The following is a 17,083-nucleotide window of genomic DNA, read 5'->3' as shown; positions in this document are numbered from 1 at the left end:
CTCAACCGCTTACGAATTGTCCTCCCCCGTCATCATCGGTGCCGCGGCAGCCGCTTCCCGCTTCGTTCGCAACGCCTCATAACGATCCAACAGATCGAGACCCGTCGCCAGATCCGACTCCTCCCCTTCAGTCAAACCCGTCTGCTGAAATAGCATAAACAATTGCGCTCCCTCCGGCGTATCCGCCACCCGGTTGAGCGCCTCGACCATAGCCGGAAAATCTTCCCGCTCAAACGAAGCCCGGAAGAACATCAGCGACGCCACCATCGGTTCTGAGACCACCACCTCCACCAGATCGCGCCCCAATTGCGGATTCAACTCGGTCATCAATTCCATCCCGCGCCGCGTCACCAAACACGCCTCCGCCTGACCAAAAAACACCGGCAAAACCGCCTGCGAGAGTTTGGCCGTTTCACTGCGGTGCCCCCAAAAACCCGCCCCCCCGCCCAGCCCTGCCGTCTCCAGCTCCACCTCCAGCCACGGCTCTGCCAGACCCGTGCGCGAAGAACGCCATACCTTCAGATGCCCTCCCCGCAGGTCCGCCAAGTTTTCAATTCCCCGGTCACGCCGCACCCAGACCGCAAACGTCTGCCGGTCGATTCCCTCCGTCGTGCCCAGCAGGATTTGTCCGATCTCGATCTGCGGGCGCAGCTCCCAAAACTCCCTTGTCGTGACCGAGATCGCATCGATTTCGCGCGCCCGCAGCGCCTCCAGCACCTTCGGCACTCCGTCCAGAATCGAGATGTCGGTGGAGAGCTGGAACTGCTGATTCTCCAGAAAGGAATTCGCCCAGACCCGAATCGCCGCCTGCGCATCGTTCACGTTCACGCCCCAGAACATCTCCCGCGAAAACGCAAAACGCAGCGGAGCGGTCTCCCCCGCCAAGTCCTCCTGCGCCCGTCCTTCGCTCTGCCCCGCGATCGCCAGCACAACCGCACCACCCACCCACGCTCCCCACCGCCGGATCACCCGACAACGTCGCAAGCAGTGAATCAAAGTGGACCCCATGAACGGCTAAGATCGGCCAAATCTCCTCCAACTCCAGCTCAAGTCGCCACTCTCCAACCGTCCTTTGCCTAACTTTTCCCCAAAAAAGTGTAACCATCATCCAGCTCACCGTGTGTCTCCACCTAACCAACCGTTCTCCTCCGTCGGCCACCATGACCATCGGCCATGACCTCCGGCCCATCCAACGGCGACGACTTTCGGCTACACTCTCCTCCGTCATGGAAACCACCCTCTTCCAATCCACCCACCTGCCTCAGCTCGACGACACCACTGCCGCCGACGCCGAAACCGCCGGAACCGACACCGCCCTCGACCTGCGCCTGCACTACACCGGCCTCGCCCATTTCTTCGCCTCCTTCGCACCCGCTGCGCGCCACCCGGAACGCCCGACCCGCTTGAAAACCACCCGCGCCGACGCTTCCTGAAAGGGCCCGTCGCCCTCCATGCTCGTCTCCATCGTCGTCCCCGCCTTCAACGAAGAAAAACTTCTCGGCCCCAACCTCGCCGCCATCCAGACCGCGGCCACCACCGCGTGGACCCCACTCGGCTGGGACCACGAACTCATCGTCTGCGACAACAACTCCACCGATCGCACTGCCGCCATCGCGGCCGACCACGGCGCCCACGTCGTCTTCGAGCCCATCAACCAAATCGCCCGCGCCCGCAACACCGGCACGTCCGTCGCCCGCGGTCGTTGGCTCCTCTTCATCGACGCCGATTCCCGCCCCTCGGCCGCGCTCCTGACCGATCTCGCCGCCGCCATCGCGACCGACACCGTCATCGCCTGCGGCTCCACCCTGCGCTTCCCCACCAGCCACCCGCTGCTCCGGCTCGGCGCCGCCGCCTGGCAAACCTGGAGCCGACTCCTGCGCCACATGGCTGGCTCCTTCGTCGCCGTGGAAACCCAGGCCTTTCGCGAAGTCGGCGGCTTTCCCACCGACCTCTACGTCGGCGAAGAACTCGAGCTCTCCCGCCGCCTCCAACACCTCGGCCGCGACCGCTACCCCGCCCAACACATCCGCATCCTCACCCGCCACCCCCTGCTCACCTCACCGCGTAAGGTGGAACTCTACAGCCTGCGCGAGAACCTCACCTTCGCCCTGCGCACCTTCACCCAACCATTCAAGGTCATGCGCAACCGCGACCACTGCCACCTCTGGTATGACGGCCGCCGCTGACTAGCGTATGTGGGTCGGGCTTTACGCCCGACACGCCCCTGCTCCCACCGCTCACACCCCTTCACACCGCGGCCCGTTCGGTGCCGTATCCACTGCGACCTTACAGCCGCAGCGCATCAGCGCGGTGACCTTGCTGGTGATCTCACCTTCCTTGCCCGGCACGCTCAACACGTCGCACTCCGTGCCCAGAATGAACGGATGCTTCGTCTTCGCCATCCGCTCCACCAACTCACGCCCGCGGGCTTCGACTTCATCCGTCGTCAGCTCCGTCGCATAAAAATTCTTCGACGGCAGATTGCCATAGAGCACCACGTCGTCCGGCACCAGATCGGCATCCTCCACCATGTCACGCGAGCTGCCAAAACTCAGCATCGCCGCACCGAGCTGACCAAACCGCTCGACCATGTCATCGGTCAATTCGCCGCAATCATGGAACACCAGATCCACGTCCCGCGCCTCCAACACCGCCGCCAGCCGCTGCATCGGCTCCATCACAAAATGCTCAAACGGACCCGGATTGTCCTCCATCTGCAGCGGCGAGAAATACACCAGGTTGGCCGCCGGCTCACAGATCACGATCGCCTTGGCCCCTGCATCGATCTGCGCATTCACGTAGCGCAGGATCACTCGCTCCCCGAGCTCCAGCAGCGTCTCCATCAGGGCTATGTCCGGCTCCTGTTCTGCCGTCATGCCCATGCCCGTCATATACACCGGCGTAATCGGATCCCGCACCAGCTTCGTCAGCAACGAATACGGCCCGATCGCCATTCCCATCGGCAGCAACTCCGGCAACTGCGTCACATGCGCGATCGCATCACAGGTCGCCCGCATCCGCGGCGTGAGCTCCACCCGCCCCATTTCCCGTTCGGGCAACGACTCGAAATGAAACTTGGCCAACTCCTCCGCCTCGACGCCCATGGCCCGCAACATCGCCTCCTTTTCCAAAGTGAGGTCCATCAGCGGAACCGCCAACGGCGTGCCAAAACGCCGGGCCGACTCCACCACCACTTCGCCAAGCGCCGTTCCATCCAACATCACGTCCTCCGCATCCGGACGTTCATGCAGCACCAGATGGGTGCCAATCGGCATGCAGTGTCCTTCTCGGGCGAGTTTCAGAAACAGTCCTCGGTTCATGGCGGGGTAAGGGGGGGTAAGGGTTGTGCGCTGAGCCAGTTCGGCTTCGCCAAGCTACCGGACCTCGGCTCGGTTTTGCGCCGCATTCCCTGCCAATTGCCCCCGAGGTTTTGGTTTCTCTCAAAAACGATTACCTTCTCCCATGGCCTCCGACGACAACCAACCCTCCTCCGCCGCGGATCCCTTCGACCTGCAACGCTTCCTCTACGCCCAGGAAGGCCCCTACAAAATCGCTCTGCGCGAACTGCGCGCCGGCAAGAAAACCAGCCACTGGATGTGGTTCATCTTCCCCCAGCTCGCCGGTCTCGGCACCAGCCCCATGGCCGAACGTTTTGCCATCCAATCCCGCGACGAAGCCGCCGCCTACCTCGCCCACAAGACCCTCGGCGCCCGCCTGCACGCCTGTGCCGCCGCCTTGCTCACCCACGAAAACAAATCCGCCCGGGAAATCATGGGCGAACCCGACGACCTCAAGCTCCACTCCAGCGCCACGCTTTTCGCCCAGGTCAGCCCGCCCGACTCCCCGTTCCACCAACTCCTCACCCGCTACTTCGACAGCGAACCCGACCCCCGCACCCTGGAACTGCTCCAGCGCGAAACCACCGTGCACTGACCATCAACCCTCCGGATGTTCGGCAGTCCACGCCGCCGCCGCTTCCGGATCCACGACCATCAACAGGTCCACCAACTGCCGGGCGGCCGCCCAACGGCCTTCCTGCGTCAGTCGCTCCACGCGACCCCAGGTCCACGGTAACCACGTCTTCGCCTCCTCCTGCAGTTGCGGTGCCAACAACCGCCGCACCAGCAGCCAGTCGTCCACCCCTGCGGCGGCCCAAATCTCCGCCGCCGCCAAAGTGCCTTTCGCCTCACCGACCCAGTCGGGCGCCGCTCGCCGCACGTGGCGCGCCAACCGTCCCAACTCCTCGTAACGCTCCGCGTCCGCCAGCGCCGCCACCTCGGCGTCCAGCGCCGCGGCATTCTTCGGCAGCGTCCTCGCCGGCGCGGACCCCACGGCCACCTCTGCATCCGGATTCTGAATACGCTCGCTCTCGCGCCACGCCGCCACCCGCTCCGCCCACTGCCGCAGCGTCCGGCTGTGCGGATGCTGCCGCTGTCCCACTGCGGTGATCATCGCCACCGTCTCCCAATCACCACTGCGCTCGAATCCGGTAAGCATCACCTCAAACAAATTCAGATGCAGACGCCCGGCCGCCACCACCGCCTCCAACTCACTCCGCCGGGTCGGCTCCATCGCGGTGTCCCCCACCCGCGCCAGCCACCGCACCCAGTCCGGCCAGGCCGCGCCGGAGCTTTCGTGCCAACGTTCCACCTTCGCCAAAGTCGCCGCGACCTCCGTCCACGCCGCCGCCTTCACCTGCACCAACGCGAGACCCAACAGATCCTCGCCGCCCAAGGACTGATACAGCTCTGCCTCGTCAAACAACGCCCTCGCCAACACCACGTCCTCCGTCGCCACCACCTCCCTCAACAGAAACCGCACCGACGACTGCTTGCCGCCCCACCGCGCCAGAAAACCACGCCCGTATTGCACCGCCAAATCGCGTTGCTCGCCCTCGGTCGCCAAGCGCAATGCCGTCACCCACGCCGCCGGCGCGGTCGCTCGCTCGGCCAGCAACGCCGCCAGGACCTCCCGCAGTTTCACCGCATCCTCCGCCGCGATCGCCGCCCGCGCCGCCAAGACCCGCGGCAACGGCGCCGCCTCCAAATCCGACGTCGGAAACCGCTCCGCCCAGCCCTGCGCCTCCTCCACGCGCCCCATCTCCACCAACGCCCTCAACGCCAACGGCGCCAACTCCCGATCATCCCGCATCTCCGCCTGATCCATCACCGCCCATACCTCCGGCCACGCCTCCGTCGCCGCCAGCGCCCGCACCTGCCAACGCTGCAACCACCAACGCCGTTCCGCATCCAGGTCGGCGCGCGCCAGCTGATCTTCCACGCCCGTCAACACCGCCGCCGGATCGTCCGCCGCCATTGCCGCCCGCCACCACAGCTCCAGCAACTCCCGCGAAGCCCCGAATGCCAACTGCGGCTCCACCGTGCGCCGCACCCCCTCATAGTAACCACCTTCCGAATACACCTTCGCCAGCGTCACCCGCGCCGCATCGAAGTCCGGCTTCCCCGCCAGCGCCCGCCGCAACAAAAACAACCCCGCCTGCACGTTGCCCACCGCCAACTCGTCCTGACCGCGCAGCGCATACCCCTCCGCCCGCTTCTCCGGCACTCCGCTCCACCGCCACGGCAACAGCAGATCCGTCACCTCCACCTGGTTGTGCGGCCGCCGATCCAGCCACCACTGCAGCCCCACCCCGGCCGCCACGTAGCCCAGCACCGCCAACACCCCGAACAGGACCAACCACTTCCGCGCATCGATATACAACCGCCGCCGCACCCCCTGCCCGGTCTCCTGACTCAGCCACGCAATCCACCGCCCCTGCTTGGCCAACTCATCCGCAATATTCACCGACACCTGCCGCTGGGACCGCCGACTACGCCGAATAAATCGAATCGCAAAACGCACCCCCCTTGCATCCCGCACCGCCCCCCCCAGGTCAATCCCCCACCACCTCTCCCCCCACCCAAACCCACCCTCCCCCACCCCCAAAACCCACTCCCCATCCCCCTACCCATCATACGGATATGCGCCCTTGTCACCTATTAGGTGACACAATTAGCCGAGGCTAATCCTGGGAAGCGCATCCGGTGGATCCCTCATTCTGTCCCGTTGGGCTCAAGGAATTCGCACGAGGGTCGATTGCACGACTCTGATGTCCCGCCTGCGTCTCAAATTCATCACCCTCATCGCCGCTGCCGCCCTGCCGTTCTGGGTGCACTCCGCCCGCGAGTCGGTGGTGGCGCTCAGCGAAGCCCCGCTGCTCGCGCTGCAGCATGAAAAACTTCCGCCGCCGCTGCACGCCCTGCAGTGGTCGCTCGACCTCAGCGAGGCTCAGGAACTGGCCTGCCGCGCTATGATCGAGGCCAGCGCTCCCGAGCTCGACGAACTCTCCGATCAAGCTTTGTCCGCCCGCATGGCCGCTCAGTTCTCCCGCGACGACGATCGCGCTGCGCTGCGCCGCGATCGCGAGGCCGCCCTCGCCGAAGTGCAACTACGCCACGCCCAGAACCTGCTTGAGCGTCGCCTGCGCGCCCAGCTCACCGACGAACAGGTCGCCAAACTCGACCGCTGGCAGGACCGCTCCCGCACCCTCGTCGGTGCGACGCTCGTCGCGTCGCTCAACTGATTCGACTCAGGCCGGCCGGAGGCCTCAACGCGCCGGATCGACCGCGTTCCCTGCTGCGTCCAACGCGCCAGCCTCGACCACGCCTTTCACGCGCGGGAAGAGCTGCACCGCCTCGACCACCATCCACGCTTCGAGCCCCATGGTGATCACCGCCACGCCCACCAGCAGCCAGTTGCCCTGCGCCCACCAACTCGCCTCGCCCACGAAGGCATTCAGCGTCATCGCCCAAGCCGGCAACACCAGCATCAGGATCATCGGCACAATCAAAAACCACACCGGCACCGATCGCCGCCAGAGATAGAATGCGATCACCAGAAACGACAGGCCGCCCAACAACTGATTGGTCGCGCCAAAGATCGGCCACAGGATCAAACCACCCCGCCCGGCATTGGCCCAGGTCCACTCCGCCCCCGCCGGCGGAATCGCCGCCATCACCACCGCCGTGACCACCGCAAAGATCGTCGCGCCATGTTTGCCGCGCAGCGCCCCCAGCCAATCAACACCGCCCGCGCCCTCCGCCGGTTTCGGCACCACCGCATTCGCCAACTCCTGCACGATGTAGCGCTGCAAGCGACAGGCCGTATCCAAGGTCGTCCCCGCAAAGGACGCCACAAACACGCCCATCAGCGCCACCGCGACCGCCGCCGGAATACCGAGCGCTTCGAGGAAGTTGGCCGAGCCACCCACAAACGCGCCCAGCGCCGGACCGAGCCCGGAGCTCCACTGCGCATAATGATGCGACCACGCCGCCGCACCCGTGAACACTTCGCCCCCCGCCTCGGTCAGCCCGAGCCCCACGCCCGCGCCACACGCGAGGATGACCAGCGTGGCCAAAAAGCCTTCGGTCAACATCGCCCCATAACCCACCATCCGCGCATCGGGCTCCTGCTTGAGTTGCTTGCTGCTCGTGCCCGACGAAACCAAGCAGTGAAACCCGCTGATCGCCCCACACGCGATGGTGATGAACAAAAACGGAAACATCGCCGGCGCCCCCGCCGGACTCAGGTTAAACGCCGGCGCCACCATCTCGAAGCCCGCCCCGGCCGCCGCCGCTTCCGCGCCACCGCCCACAAACGTCGCCGCCAGCACGCCCAACACCAAGAGCGCCAGCACCGAGATGAGTTGCAGCGAGTTGATGTAGTCCCGCGGCTGCAACAGCGTCCAAACCGGCAGCACCGACGCCACGTAGGAATAGCCCAGCAGGAGCACGACCCACTGCAGCAGCGACCAGTCTGCCATCGCCGCGTTCAGCGCGTGCAGGAAACCCACGTCACCGTAGATCACCGTCACATACATGACCCCCAGCGCCACCAACGACGGCAGCAACAGGCTCTTGCCGTGACGGTTGAGCCACGCCCCGATCGCCACCGCGATGGGAATCTGAATCACGCACGGCACGATCGCGCTCGGGAACATCCGAAACACCGATGCGATCACCAGGCCGAAGATCGCCAGCACGATCATCAGCGCGAGAAAGAGGATGCACAGGAACAACACCCGCACTCGCCGATTCAGCACTCGCCCCGCGATGTCGCCCACCGTCTGTCCGTTGTTGCGCAACGACACCACCAGCGCGCCGAAGTCGTGCACCGCCCCGATGAAGATCGAGCCAAAGATCACCCACAACAGCGCCGGCACCCATCCCCAGATGATCGCCACCGCCGGCCCCACGATCGGCCCCGTGCCCGCGATCGACGCAAAGTGATGCCCAAACACCACGCTCTTCGGCGTCTCCACGTAGTCGTTGCCATCGGCCAGGCGGCGCGACGGACACACCGCATTGGCCGAGAGTTTGAAAATTTTGCCACCGAGCCAGCGGCCATAGGTGTGATAGGCGACGACGAAACCGACGCCCGCCAGGAAAGCGATCAAGAGGGGGTGCATAAAGGTAGGGGTAAGGGCCGCAGCCGCGCGCAACATGGACAACCTCCCCCCGCCCTGTCCATAAACGAAACGCGCTCCCAAGGTGGACGCGGACCCCTGTCCCGCGACCGCGGCGATCCGGGCCACGTCACGTCGATGCGTCAGCCCGCGCCCACTCCACCGCAGACCGCGCCCAGAGGTCACGGTCCACCCGCCCCGCATTCTCAAGGTGGACGCGGACCTCCGGGCCGCGTAAACGTTGCCCCTCAGCCCTCTTCGACCGCGGATCCGCCCCCACCGGAACCCCACCGCCCGCCACCGGTCCCACCTCTTCATCATGACTCGCCTGCCCCGCGCCTTGGTCTGCTCGCTCGCCGCCGTTCTGCTCACGGCGAGCAGCGCCCTCGCCGACCTCGTGCCGCTCAACCTGCGCTACCCCCGCCTCTCCCTCGCCAACGGCCGCGTCCTCAAAGACGCCACCCTGCGCAGCTTCAACCGCGAAGCCGGGCTCATCTACGTCCTCGAAGACCACCAACTCAAACCCTATCCCGTCGCCCTCTTTCCCGGCTTCGTGACCGATCGCATCGACGCCCGCGCTGCCGAACATCCCGAGCCCTCCGCCAAATCTGTGCCGCCCGCGTCGCCCGCCGCGCCCACCAACGCGTCCGCGCCTCAGTCCCAGTCCCAGCCCCCCGACTACGCCGCCCGCGAGGAAGCCCTCCGCGCCGCCGTTGCCACCAAAGCCCGCGAGGCCGCCCTGCGCCACCTGCGTTACAAACTCAAACTCGGCTCGGGCTACACCACCGTGACCGACGTCGATCTCGATCTGCGCGCCCCCGAACCCGTCCGCGGCTGGTCCCAACGCTACCGCGTCGAAGGCGACAGCTTCTACAGCTACTACGAAAGTGTCGGCGGAGCCTTCCACCGCCGCAGCCGCGGCATCGAGATCCTGCTCGAAGCCAAATCCCCCACCGACATCAAGGTCCTCGAGATCAACACCCGCTGGGGCTCCAGCTGGAACTAAGCCGCCACCGTCTCGCCTACTGCAAATACGGCGCCACGATCTCGCGCCACATCGCGTAACCGGCCGCGTTCATGTGCAGCTTGTCCTCGACGTAAATGTCGCGCGAGGGCTCACCATCCGGCCCGAGCATCGGCGTCCAGACGTCGATAAAATCATACCCGTTGCGCGCACAAAACGCCGCCGCGAGCGTATTGAACCGCTCCTGCGTTTCCCGCTGCGCCCAACGCGCCGGATTCGGCGCCGCCGCGATCAGGGCGATCCTGGTGCCGGGCAGCTCCCGCTCGATCATGCCGCATAACATCGCCCAGTCCGCCAACACCTGCTCGGCCGCCTCACCGTCACTGATGTCATTGGTTCCTGAATACACCACGATCTGGCGCGGTTTCCACGGCAGCACCAGCCGGTCAAAGTAAGCGATCAGATCCGAGATCTGCGATCCGCCGAAGCCACGGTTGATGACCGGCAACTCCGGATAGTCCGCCGCCAGCGTTTTCCACAAGCGGATGCTGGAACTGCCCGTGAACAGGATCCCGCCCGCCGGCACCGGCGCCTTTTGCTCCCGCGCTTCAATCCCCGCCACCTCCTCTTCCCAATGCGGGTTGAGCGGCTCGGCGGCCAGTGCCGCGTTGCCGAAAACCAGAGCCAGCAGAGCGCCCAGCAGCGGGGCGGATCGAAGGGGCAGTTTCATCCCCGCAGCATTCCGGCGCCCCCCTCCAGGTCAACCCATGGCGCAACCAACGGCTTCACTTGCAGATTCTTGGCAATCCGCATAGGGTCCGCGCATCATGAAAACTTGGCGCATGATCAGTGGCTTGCTGCTGGCCGGTCTCCCGGCGATATCCCCGCTCTTCGCCGACGGGGACACCGCCCCACCGCCGCCTCCGCAAGGGCCCGCCCAAACTCCGCGCTTCGGTCCATTCGAAGCCCTCGTGTTCGACCACGCCGTGCTGCAGGACGTGAAGGTCGAGAACGGCCGCATCTACCTCAAGCGACACGTGACCTACATCGACGAGGCCATCACCCTGCGCAACTCCACCCTCTACCGCGACGCCTACCGCCCGTGGTTCAACGGCTCGCTCGACCTCGTCTCCCCCGCCCACGCCGGCCACGCGCCCAACGGCTGGAGCGACTGGGTGGAGACCTCCGCCAACTACGTGGAGTATTGGATGAACGGCCGCCTCATCCTCCACTTACATCGCCTGCAACCATGACGCTCCGGTCGAGAATGATCCCCTCGGACCCCGTGTCCGATCCGCGTCGCCGCGCCGCCGCCCGCAAACTGGGCATCGCCGGCATCGTGGTCGTGGCCATTCTCATCTGGAGCCAGTGCTCGCGCCACGCGCCGTCCTTCCTGCCCTTCGTGCCGGAACACCTGCCCGACTTCGCCGACTACACCGACGTAAACGAAAAGAAGACGGCCTTCTTCGACTTCCTCGCCCCCCACATCGAGGCGGTGAATCAGGGCATTCTTAAAGACCGCCGTCGCCTCGAAGCCATCCGCGCCGACGCCGCCGAAGGCGATGCGCCGGGTTGGATCGATCGCCGCTGGATCACCCACCTCGCCGAGCGCTACGAGTTTGAGGACATCCCGGAAAAACCGACCCTCGCTTTCGTCGACCAACTGCTGCGTCGCGTCGACATCATCCCGCCCTCGCTCATCATGGCGCAGGCCGCCAACGAGTCCGCCTGGGGCACTTCGCGCTTCGCCCGCCAGGGCAACAACCTCTTCGGCATGCGCACCTACGAACCCGGCACCGGCATCGTGCCCAAGCGCCGCGCCGCCGGCGCCACCTGGGAAGTCGCCGCCTACGACACCGTGCGCGAAGGTCTTGCCGACTATATTCAAACGTTGAATACTGGCAGCACCTACCGCCAGCTGCGCAACCTGCGCCGCGACCTCCGCCGCCAGGACCGCACCATTTCCGGCAGCGTTCTCGCCGGCGGCCTCACCCGGTATTCAGAAAAAGGTTACGAATACGTCGCCATCATCCGCTCGATGATCCGCTCCAACAAGCTCGCCCAATACGACGAAGCCCACATGGCCGCCGAACGCGGCGAGTGAGCGCCTCCACCCTGAACCATCCGACGGTGGTTAAAAAACCCTGCCTCTCGGCAGCCTCATCCCGCCGCGACCTCGACCACCTCAGCCAGCGTGCTCACCATGTCGGCCGCCAGCACCAGTCGCCGCCGCTGACCGTCACTGCCGAGTGAACCAGGCTCCACGTAGCGCACGTCCCCGTCGTGAGTCTCAAAGCGGCCCTTGAGTCCCTCTTGCCGCAACTGCTGCAAACGTTCCCGCAGCTCCGGCAACAACGCGTCCCGGAAAAACGCTTCAAGGTTGGTCTCCACATACCAGTCCCGATCAAAACGCGGATCCCCCACCTTGATCTCCTTGTAGCCGAAAAGCCCACGCACCTTGTTGCCGAAGCTCTCCGGGCTCAGTCGAAACTCCAGCCGCCCCCGCAAACGTGGCCGCACCGCCAGTGCGACCCACTGTTGCCGATTTTTACCGCTGCCGGTCGAGAAGCGCTCCAACCGCGTGAGTTTACCTTCCCGCTCTCCCGCCACCTCGGGCCGCCGCGAGAACACACCAAAAACCGGCGGTTGCTCCGCAATCGAAAGCCCCAGCTCAATCGCCAGCCGGCGCGTGTTTTCACTGCTCTTCCGCGCATGGCGTTTGGCCAACAACACGAAGACCACCGCCACGGTCACCCAGAGCGCCACCAAGATCGTCGGAATCGGCAAACCGTCCATGGCTCTGCAGCGTGGCGACCCAGCGGCATGCCGCCAAGATAAACGAAAACGCGCCGGGCCCTCTGGCTGAGGACACCGGCGCGGTTACAGGATTGGTTTGGTGGGTTTGAAAGTCGGCAGGGGCGTGCCCGGGAAAAGAGACGCCCTCCCCGCGCGGCGGTTACGCTACACGTCGCACCACCGTCGCGGGTCGGGCCCGGCTGCAGGCAGCCGGCCCAGTCTCAGCCATGTCAGGTTAGCTGACCGCAATCTTGCGCGGCTTGATCGCTTCGGCCTTCGGCAGGCTGACGCGCAGCACGCCGTCGTTCAGCTCGGCACGAATCTTGTCGAGGTCGATCGCGTTGTCGTGATCGAGCTCGAGCAGGTAGGTCGCGTCGGTCGTCTCGCGATAGAGCGCGGTCCAACCGGCCGGACGCGTCCAGGCGCGCTTGCCCACGAGGCGCAGGGTCGTGTCTTCGGCGGTGATTTCGAGACCGGCCTTGTTCACGCCCGGCAACTGCACGGTAAGCCCGTAGGCGTCTTCGGTTTCTTTGATTTCGTAGTGCGGCTTGATCGTCGCACCGAGGTCCTCGTCGCGGTGGCCCTGGCGCACGGCCGGGCTGCGATGAAAGGCGGGGATGATCGAATTGAGCAGATTCATGGTGATGTCTCCTTGGTTATTAAAATGCGGGATTAACGTGTCGTGAGGTTTGCGACGGTGGGTTGCTGTCGCCGGCGCTCAGTTCACCTGCACGGAGATCTTGCGCGGCTTGGCTTCCTCCTTCTTCGGCAACGTCACGGTGAGCACACCGTCGGTGTAGGCGGCGCTCACGCCGTCGGTCTTGACCTCATCGGGCAGCGCCACGGAGCGGCTGAACTTCGCGGTCGAGGTCTTCTCGCCGCGCTTCTCTTCGCGAGTGGCATCGATGGTCAGGTAACCGTCGACGACTTCCACGTTGATCGACTTGCGATCGAAGCCCGGGAGTTCGGCCCGCACGTAGGCGTTGTTTTCGTCCTCATACAGGTCGACCGGAAAGCGGTCGTTGCCGGCGGGGGTGCCAGCGAAGTCGCTCAGCGCAGAGCTGAACAGCCGATCGATTTCCGTTTCGAGTCCGGCCCAGGGGCTGCGGCCAAAAACGGAAGCCGGGGCGTAGCGGTTGGTCGGGTAAGCATAACGAACGATTCTCATGATTTGGTTCCTCCTATGGATGGTTGAGATTGGGTTGATGCCATGACTCTTGCATACGCGATGCCGAGCACCCCGATCGCCTAACCCATTGATAATCAGCACCCGAATTCCAACCCCGTTGCAATCGGTGGGAAATTCTGTCCGCCAGTGTGACACCTTGAGAGTGAAATTCCGTCGCACCCGCTGGCCAACCCCACTTTCACTCCCTCCCTTAGTAACCGTTCCCTTTATCGCATGGACTTCACCACGCCTCCTCAACGCCTCGAAACCGACTCTCAGAAATGGCAAAAATATGCCGGCCGCGACATCATCCCGATGTGGGTGGCCGACATGGATTTCCTCTCCTCCGCTCCCATCCTGGAGGCGCTCCATCAGCGCGTGGACCACGGTGTCTTCGGCTACGCCCGCCCGGTGCCGTCCACGGTCGACGCCATCGTCAAACACCACGCCGAGCACTACGGCTGGGAGGTCGATCCGTCCTGGTTTGTGTGGATGCCCGGCATGGTCTGCGGCCTCAACCTCTGCGCCCTCGCCTTCTCCGATCCCGGCGACAACTACCTCACCCTCACACCGGTGTATCCGCCCTTCCTCAGCGCCGGTCGCAACTTCGACCGCCGCGCCGTGCGCGCCCCCTGGCGCCTCACCGACACCGGCTGGGAACTCGATTGGGAGGCCATGACCGCCGCCCTCACCCCGCAGACAAAACTCTTCTACCTCTGCAACCCGCACAACCCCATCGGCCGCGTCTGGCGCCGCGATGAACTCGAACGCCTTGGCGCCTTCTGCCTCGAGCACGACCTGTTGCTCATCTCCGACGAGATTCACTGCGACCTCATCCTCGACGACACGCTGCCGCACATTCCGAGCTCGCTCATCAGCCCCGAGCTCGCCGAGCGCACCATCACGCTCATGGCGCCGAGCAAGACCTACAACATCGCCGGCCTCGGCTGCACCCTCGCCATCATTTCCAACGAGTCCCTGCGCCGCCGCTTCCAACACATCGCGCTCGGCCTCCTCCCCGAGGTCAACAACCTCGCTTACGCCGCTTGCGAAGCCGCCTACGACGGCTCCTCCGAACCGTGGCGCCAGGAACTCCTCACCACCCTGCGCGGCAACGCCAAGCTCATCGAGCAAACCATCGCCGACCTCCCCGGCGTGCGCCTCGTCGGCCCGCAGGAAGCGACCTACCTCTCCTGGATCAACGTGGAAGAGCTCGGCCTCGCGGATCCTGTTGCCCATTTCGAGTCCCACGGCGTCGGCCTCAGCGAATGCGCCTTCTTCGGCGCCAAACCCGGCAGCTACGTGCGCCTCAACTTCGGCTGCCCCGAAGTCACCCTCCGCGAAGGCCTCCGCCGCTTCGCCACCGGAGTCCACGCCACCCGCGGCTGAGACAGCCGCGATTCCTATTACAGGAGGAAACAGAGATTAACAGAGCAGTTCCTCCGCTGTCGTTTACAGAAGGAAACGAAGAGAACAAAGCCACTCCACCGCCTTCGTTACCTTCTGTGAAAACTCAGGCTGACAGCTCTGTTTCCCTCCGTTCCCTCCTGTAAAACCTGCTGTCACCATGCACCTGTCTCCCGACGACCTGCCGCCCTTTCGTGTCCGCCCCATCGAGCTGGCCAACGCGCAGGTGCGCCTTGAGCCGTTGCGACCGGAACACGGCCCCGACCTCTTCGCCATCGGCCAGGACGAAGCCACGTGGCGTTACATGCCGCGACCGGCTTTCACCGACAACGTCGACGCCGCCCGCTGGGTGGCCGACCGCCTCAACGAAGTGCTCGCCGGCACGCGCGTCTGCTACGTCATCCGTCGCCTTGCCGACGACACCGTGGCCGGCTTCACCTGCCTCTACGACTTTCGTCGCCCGGAGCGCGCCCTGGAGATCGGCTACACCTGGCTGGCCCCGGCCGCCTGTCGCAGCGAAGTGAATACAGCGACGAAGCTGCTGTTGCTTACGCACTGTTTTGAAACGCTCGGCTGCCGCCGCGTGCAGTTCAAAACCGACGCCCGCAACCTCACCTCCCAACGCGCCATCGAGCGCCTCGGCGCGACCAAGGAAGGCACCCTCCGCCGCCACATGGTCGTCCACGGCACCTACCAACGCGACACCGTCTTCTACAGCCTCCTCCCCGAGGAATGGCCCGAGGTCAAAACCCGCCTCACCCACCGCCTGACCACGTAACGTAGCGGAGGCTTCAGCCGCCGACATTAACCGCTGCTCAAAGGTGGACGCGGACCTCCGGGCCGCGTCGTTTCAGTGCGTCAGCCCACTCCACCGCCACCGTCAGCCCACTCCACCGCAGACCGCGCCCGGAGGTCACGGTCCACCTCAAACCCGTCCCGTCCGTCAGCCCCGAGACGACGACCAGCACCAGCGCCAATCCTCCTCCGTCTTGCATAGCTTCTTCACCACCGGATTTCGCCGAATGTAGTCCCACGTCGTCGCCAGCTCTTCCTCGCGCCGAATGCGATGATCAAAAAAACCGCTCTGCCAAACCACCCCGAGCTCTTTTGCCTGAAACGCCTTCCACGCGCCTATCCCCTTAGACATTTCCCGATCAGGCGGAAACGCGAGCAGGGCGTGAAGATGATCTGGCATGAGCAGCACCAGCACAGCATGCCAACGACCCGTTTCGTGATAAAACCGCACGGACTCCAGCATCGCCTCCGCGATCTCAGGTTCCGTGAGCACAGTTCCAACCGCCCTCACCCGGATGTGGAACACCGCCCCCGCTGTCACCCACCCCGGCACCTGATGGTGAAGCCGCCCCGGAAAGCGATTCTGGCTCACGTCATCCACGCCGAAACCGCACCACCGTAGAACGTAGGCCGCAACTCAAGAAGGTGGACGCGGACCTCCGGGCCGCGTCGCTCCAGTGCGTCAGCCCGCCCCCCCTCCACCGTCGCCACTCCAACGCAGACCGCGCCCGGAGGTCACGGCCCACCTCTCCTCACAAGGTGGACGCGGACGTCCCCGGCCGCGTCGTTCCAGTGCGTCAGCCCGATCCCCCGGCCCTCCACCGTCGCCACTCCAACGCAGACCGCGCCCGGAGGTCACGGTCCACCGCACTCCTCGCAAGGTGGACGCGGACGTCCCCGGCCGCGTCGTTCCAGTGCGTCAGCCCGATCCCCCCCCGCCACCGTCGCCACTCCAACGCAGACCGCGCCCGGAGGTCACGGTCCACCTCCACCCGACACCTCATTCAAAAAACCGCTCCGCCCACTCCGGGCGTTCCAGCGGTCGCGGCACGAACGCGCCGAACAACGCGTAGCGCGTGCGCGCCACCACCGTGTAACCGCCGTCGCGCAACCACGTCGGCACCCGCTCGAGCCATCGCCCCGCGATCCGCGGCCAGCCCGGCAGGCACTGCAGCACCGCCGCGACGCCGTCGGATTTCAACCGGCACGCCGTCCCCGTCGCGTTCGGCAAAAACACGATCGAATCAAAGTCCGTCGTCGGTAGCCCCAGCCGCCGCAGCGTCGCCTGACCGGTCGCGCCCTGCAGCGGCGCAAAACGCAGCACCGCCGCCGCATCGCGCCGCAACAGGAAACGCACTACCGCGTTGCACAGGCCGCACTCGCCGTCGAACAACAGCAACGGCCCCGCCCAGCCACCCACGGCGGACGTCGACGTAAGCTGCGGCGCGTCGCGTTCTTCGCTCATGCGCCATCACTTCGTCGCGCCGCG

The 17,083-nt window shown here is 65.3% G+C and carries 19 protein-coding genes; 9 read left to right on the top strand and 10 right to left on the bottom strand.

The window, feature by feature from the left end; all coding sequences use genetic code 11:
- Nucleotides 1-9 precede the first annotated feature (9 nt).
- Nucleotides 10-828, bottom strand: a complete 819-nt coding sequence (locus K1X11_RS16640; protein WP_221031367.1) for a PhnD/SsuA/transferrin family substrate-binding protein — start codon at nucleotides 826-828, stop codon at nucleotides 10-12.
- A 332-nt stretch (nucleotides 829-1,160) separates the two neighbouring features.
- Between K1X11_RS16640 and K1X11_RS16635 the strand changes: the two genes are divergently transcribed.
- Together K1X11_RS16635 and K1X11_RS16630 are read left to right on the top strand one after the other, a co-directional pair.
- Nucleotides 1,161-1,433: a hypothetical protein gene (locus K1X11_RS16635; protein WP_221031366.1), complete on the top strand. Its 273-nt coding sequence runs from the start codon at nucleotides 1,161-1,163 to the stop codon at nucleotides 1,431-1,433.
- A gap of 18 nt (nucleotides 1,434-1,451) precedes the next feature.
- Complete coding sequence (locus tag K1X11_RS16630; protein WP_221031365.1) at nucleotides 1,452-2,186, top strand: glycosyltransferase; 735 nt, start codon at nucleotides 1,452-1,454, stop codon at nucleotides 2,184-2,186.
- 51 nt (nucleotides 2,187-2,237) lie between these two features.
- On the opposite strand, the gene K1X11_RS16625 is transcribed toward K1X11_RS16630, so the two are convergent.
- On the bottom strand, nucleotides 2,238-3,320 hold the full coding sequence (locus tag K1X11_RS16625) for a uroporphyrinogen decarboxylase family protein (RefSeq protein ID WP_221031364.1): 1,083 nt from the start codon (nucleotides 3,318-3,320) through the stop codon (nucleotides 2,238-2,240).
- 142 nt (nucleotides 3,321-3,462) lie between these two features.
- Here K1X11_RS16625 and K1X11_RS16620 point away from each other — a divergent pair, with 142 nt between their 5' ends.
- On the top strand, nucleotides 3,463-3,933 hold the full coding sequence (locus tag K1X11_RS16620) for a DUF1810 domain-containing protein (RefSeq protein WP_221031363.1): 471 nt from the start codon (nucleotides 3,463-3,465) through the stop codon (nucleotides 3,931-3,933).
- A gap of 3 nt (nucleotides 3,934-3,936) precedes the next feature.
- Here the strand turns inward: K1X11_RS16620 and K1X11_RS16615 are convergent, their stop codons facing one another.
- Entirely contained in the window at nucleotides 3,937-5,805 is a 1,869-nt protein-coding gene (locus K1X11_RS16615) for a hypothetical protein (protein ID WP_221031362.1), read from the bottom strand.
- Between the two features lie 304 nt (nucleotides 5,806-6,109).
- On the opposite strand from K1X11_RS16615, the gene K1X11_RS16610 reads away from it, so the two are divergent.
- On the top strand, nucleotides 6,110-6,583 hold the full coding sequence (locus K1X11_RS16610) for a hypothetical protein (protein ID WP_221031361.1): 474 nt from the start codon (nucleotides 6,110-6,112) through the stop codon (nucleotides 6,581-6,583).
- Nucleotides 6,584-6,607: 24 nt separating this feature from the next.
- Here the strand turns inward: K1X11_RS16610 and K1X11_RS16605 are convergent, their stop codons facing one another.
- Nucleotides 6,608-8,467, bottom strand: coding sequence for a carbon starvation CstA family protein (locus K1X11_RS16605; RefSeq protein ID WP_221031360.1), 1,860 nt, complete (start codon nucleotides 8,465-8,467; stop codon nucleotides 6,608-6,610).
- Nucleotides 8,468-8,783: 316 nt separating this feature from the next.
- Here K1X11_RS16605 and K1X11_RS16600 point away from each other — a divergent pair, with 316 nt between their 5' ends.
- The gene (locus tag K1X11_RS16600; protein ID WP_221031359.1) at nucleotides 8,784-9,470 is read left to right on the top strand and encodes a hypothetical protein; all 687 of its coding nucleotides are present in this window, start codon (nucleotides 8,784-8,786) and stop codon (nucleotides 9,468-9,470) included.
- Between the two features lie 16 nt (nucleotides 9,471-9,486).
- On the opposite strand, the gene K1X11_RS16595 is transcribed toward K1X11_RS16600, so the two are convergent.
- Complete coding sequence (locus K1X11_RS16595) at nucleotides 9,487-10,158, bottom strand: SGNH/GDSL hydrolase family protein (protein ID WP_221031358.1); 672 nt, start codon at nucleotides 10,156-10,158, stop codon at nucleotides 9,487-9,489.
- 97 nt (nucleotides 10,159-10,255) lie between these two features.
- Between K1X11_RS16595 and K1X11_RS16590 the strand changes: the two genes are divergently transcribed.
- Both K1X11_RS16590 and K1X11_RS16585 read left to right on the top strand, forming a co-directional pair.
- Nucleotides 10,256-10,681, top strand: a complete 426-nt coding sequence (locus K1X11_RS16590) for a hypothetical protein (protein ID WP_221031357.1) — start codon at nucleotides 10,256-10,258, stop codon at nucleotides 10,679-10,681.
- A 32-nt stretch (nucleotides 10,682-10,713) separates the two neighbouring features.
- A complete protein-coding gene (locus K1X11_RS16585; protein ID WP_221031356.1) occupies nucleotides 10,714-11,532 on the top strand; it encodes a glucosaminidase domain-containing protein in 819 nt (272 codons plus the stop codon).
- Between the two features lie 56 nt (nucleotides 11,533-11,588).
- Here the strand turns inward: K1X11_RS16585 and K1X11_RS16580 are convergent, their stop codons facing one another.
- The 3 genes from K1X11_RS16580 to K1X11_RS16570 form a co-directional block, all read right to left on the bottom strand.
- On the bottom strand, nucleotides 11,589-12,224 hold the full coding sequence (locus K1X11_RS16580) for a hypothetical protein (RefSeq protein ID WP_221031355.1): 636 nt from the start codon (nucleotides 12,222-12,224) through the stop codon (nucleotides 11,589-11,591).
- 235 nt (nucleotides 12,225-12,459) lie between these two features.
- A complete protein-coding gene (locus tag K1X11_RS16575) occupies nucleotides 12,460-12,864 on the bottom strand; it encodes an Hsp20/alpha crystallin family protein (protein ID WP_221031354.1) in 405 nt (134 codons plus the stop codon).
- A gap of 78 nt (nucleotides 12,865-12,942) precedes the next feature.
- Nucleotides 12,943-13,392, bottom strand: a complete 450-nt coding sequence (locus tag K1X11_RS16570; RefSeq protein WP_221031353.1) for an Hsp20/alpha crystallin family protein — start codon at nucleotides 13,390-13,392, stop codon at nucleotides 12,943-12,945.
- A 234-nt stretch (nucleotides 13,393-13,626) separates the two neighbouring features.
- Here K1X11_RS16570 and K1X11_RS16565 point away from each other — a divergent pair, with 234 nt between their 5' ends.
- Both K1X11_RS16565 and K1X11_RS16560 read left to right on the top strand, forming a co-directional pair.
- The gene (locus K1X11_RS16565; protein WP_221031352.1) at nucleotides 13,627-14,781 is read left to right on the top strand and encodes a MalY/PatB family protein; all 1,155 of its coding nucleotides are present in this window, start codon (nucleotides 13,627-13,629) and stop codon (nucleotides 14,779-14,781) included.
- 178 nt (nucleotides 14,782-14,959) lie between these two features.
- Nucleotides 14,960-15,577, top strand: a complete 618-nt coding sequence (locus K1X11_RS16560) for a GNAT family N-acetyltransferase (protein ID WP_221031351.1) — start codon at nucleotides 14,960-14,962, stop codon at nucleotides 15,575-15,577.
- A 165-nt stretch (nucleotides 15,578-15,742) separates the two neighbouring features.
- Here K1X11_RS16560 and K1X11_RS16555 read toward each other — a convergent pair whose 3' ends face one another.
- Nucleotides 15,743-16,195, bottom strand: coding sequence for a transposase (locus tag K1X11_RS16555; RefSeq protein ID WP_221031350.1), 453 nt, complete (start codon nucleotides 16,193-16,195; stop codon nucleotides 15,743-15,745).
- A gap of 399 nt (nucleotides 16,196-16,594) precedes the next feature.
- The gene (locus tag K1X11_RS16550) at nucleotides 16,595-17,059 is read right to left on the bottom strand and encodes a thiol-disulfide oxidoreductase DCC family protein (RefSeq protein WP_221031349.1); all 465 of its coding nucleotides are present in this window, start codon (nucleotides 17,057-17,059) and stop codon (nucleotides 16,595-16,597) included.
- Between the last annotated feature and the right edge of the window lie 24 nt (nucleotides 17,060-17,083).

Origin of the sequence: Actomonas aquatica (assembly GCF_019679435.2) — a bacterium.
Lineage (GTDB): Bacteria > Verrucomicrobiota > Verrucomicrobiia > Opitutales > Opitutaceae > Actomonas > Actomonas aquatica.
This window is presented reverse-complemented; position numbering and strand designations above follow the sequence as displayed.

Coding starts and splice junctions, on each gene's coding strand:
- K1X11_RS16575 (WP_221031354.1), bottom strand. CDS start 12,864: ATGAATCTGCTCAATTCGATCATCCCCGCCTTTCATCGCAGCCCGGCC.
- K1X11_RS16570 (WP_221031353.1), bottom strand. CDS start 13,392: ATGAGAATCGTTCGTTATGCTTACCCGACCAACCGCTACGCCCCGGCT.
- K1X11_RS16550 (WP_221031349.1), bottom strand. CDS start 17,059: ATGAGCGAAGAACGCGACGCGCCGCAGCTTACGTCGACGTCCGCCGTG.
- K1X11_RS16635 (WP_221031366.1), top strand. CDS start 1,161: ATGACCATCGGCCATGACCTCCGGCCCATCCAACGGCGACGACTTTCG.
- K1X11_RS16620 (WP_221031363.1), top strand. CDS start 3,463: ATGGCCTCCGACGACAACCAACCCTCCTCCGCCGCGGATCCCTTCGAC.
- K1X11_RS16580 (WP_221031355.1), bottom strand. CDS start 12,224: ATGGACGGTTTGCCGATTCCGACGATCTTGGTGGCGCTCTGGGTGACC.
- K1X11_RS16610 (WP_221031361.1), top strand. CDS start 6,110: ATGTCCCGCCTGCGTCTCAAATTCATCACCCTCATCGCCGCTGCCGCC.
- K1X11_RS16560 (WP_221031351.1), top strand. CDS start 14,960: ATGCACCTGTCTCCCGACGACCTGCCGCCCTTTCGTGTCCGCCCCATC.
- K1X11_RS16565 (WP_221031352.1), top strand. CDS start 13,627: ATGGACTTCACCACGCCTCCTCAACGCCTCGAAACCGACTCTCAGAAA.
- K1X11_RS16630 (WP_221031365.1), top strand. CDS start 1,452: ATGCTCGTCTCCATCGTCGTCCCCGCCTTCAACGAAGAAAAACTTCTC.
- K1X11_RS16595 (WP_221031358.1), bottom strand. CDS start 10,158: ATGAAACTGCCCCTTCGATCCGCCCCGCTGCTGGGCGCTCTGCTGGCT.
- K1X11_RS16590 (WP_221031357.1), top strand. CDS start 10,256: ATGAAAACTTGGCGCATGATCAGTGGCTTGCTGCTGGCCGGTCTCCCG.
- K1X11_RS16605 (WP_221031360.1), bottom strand. CDS start 8,467: ATGCACCCCCTCTTGATCGCTTTCCTGGCGGGCGTCGGTTTCGTCGTC.
- K1X11_RS16600 (WP_221031359.1), top strand. CDS start 8,784: ATGACTCGCCTGCCCCGCGCCTTGGTCTGCTCGCTCGCCGCCGTTCTG.
- K1X11_RS16625 (WP_221031364.1), bottom strand. CDS start 3,320: ATGAACCGAGGACTGTTTCTGAAACTCGCCCGAGAAGGACACTGCATG.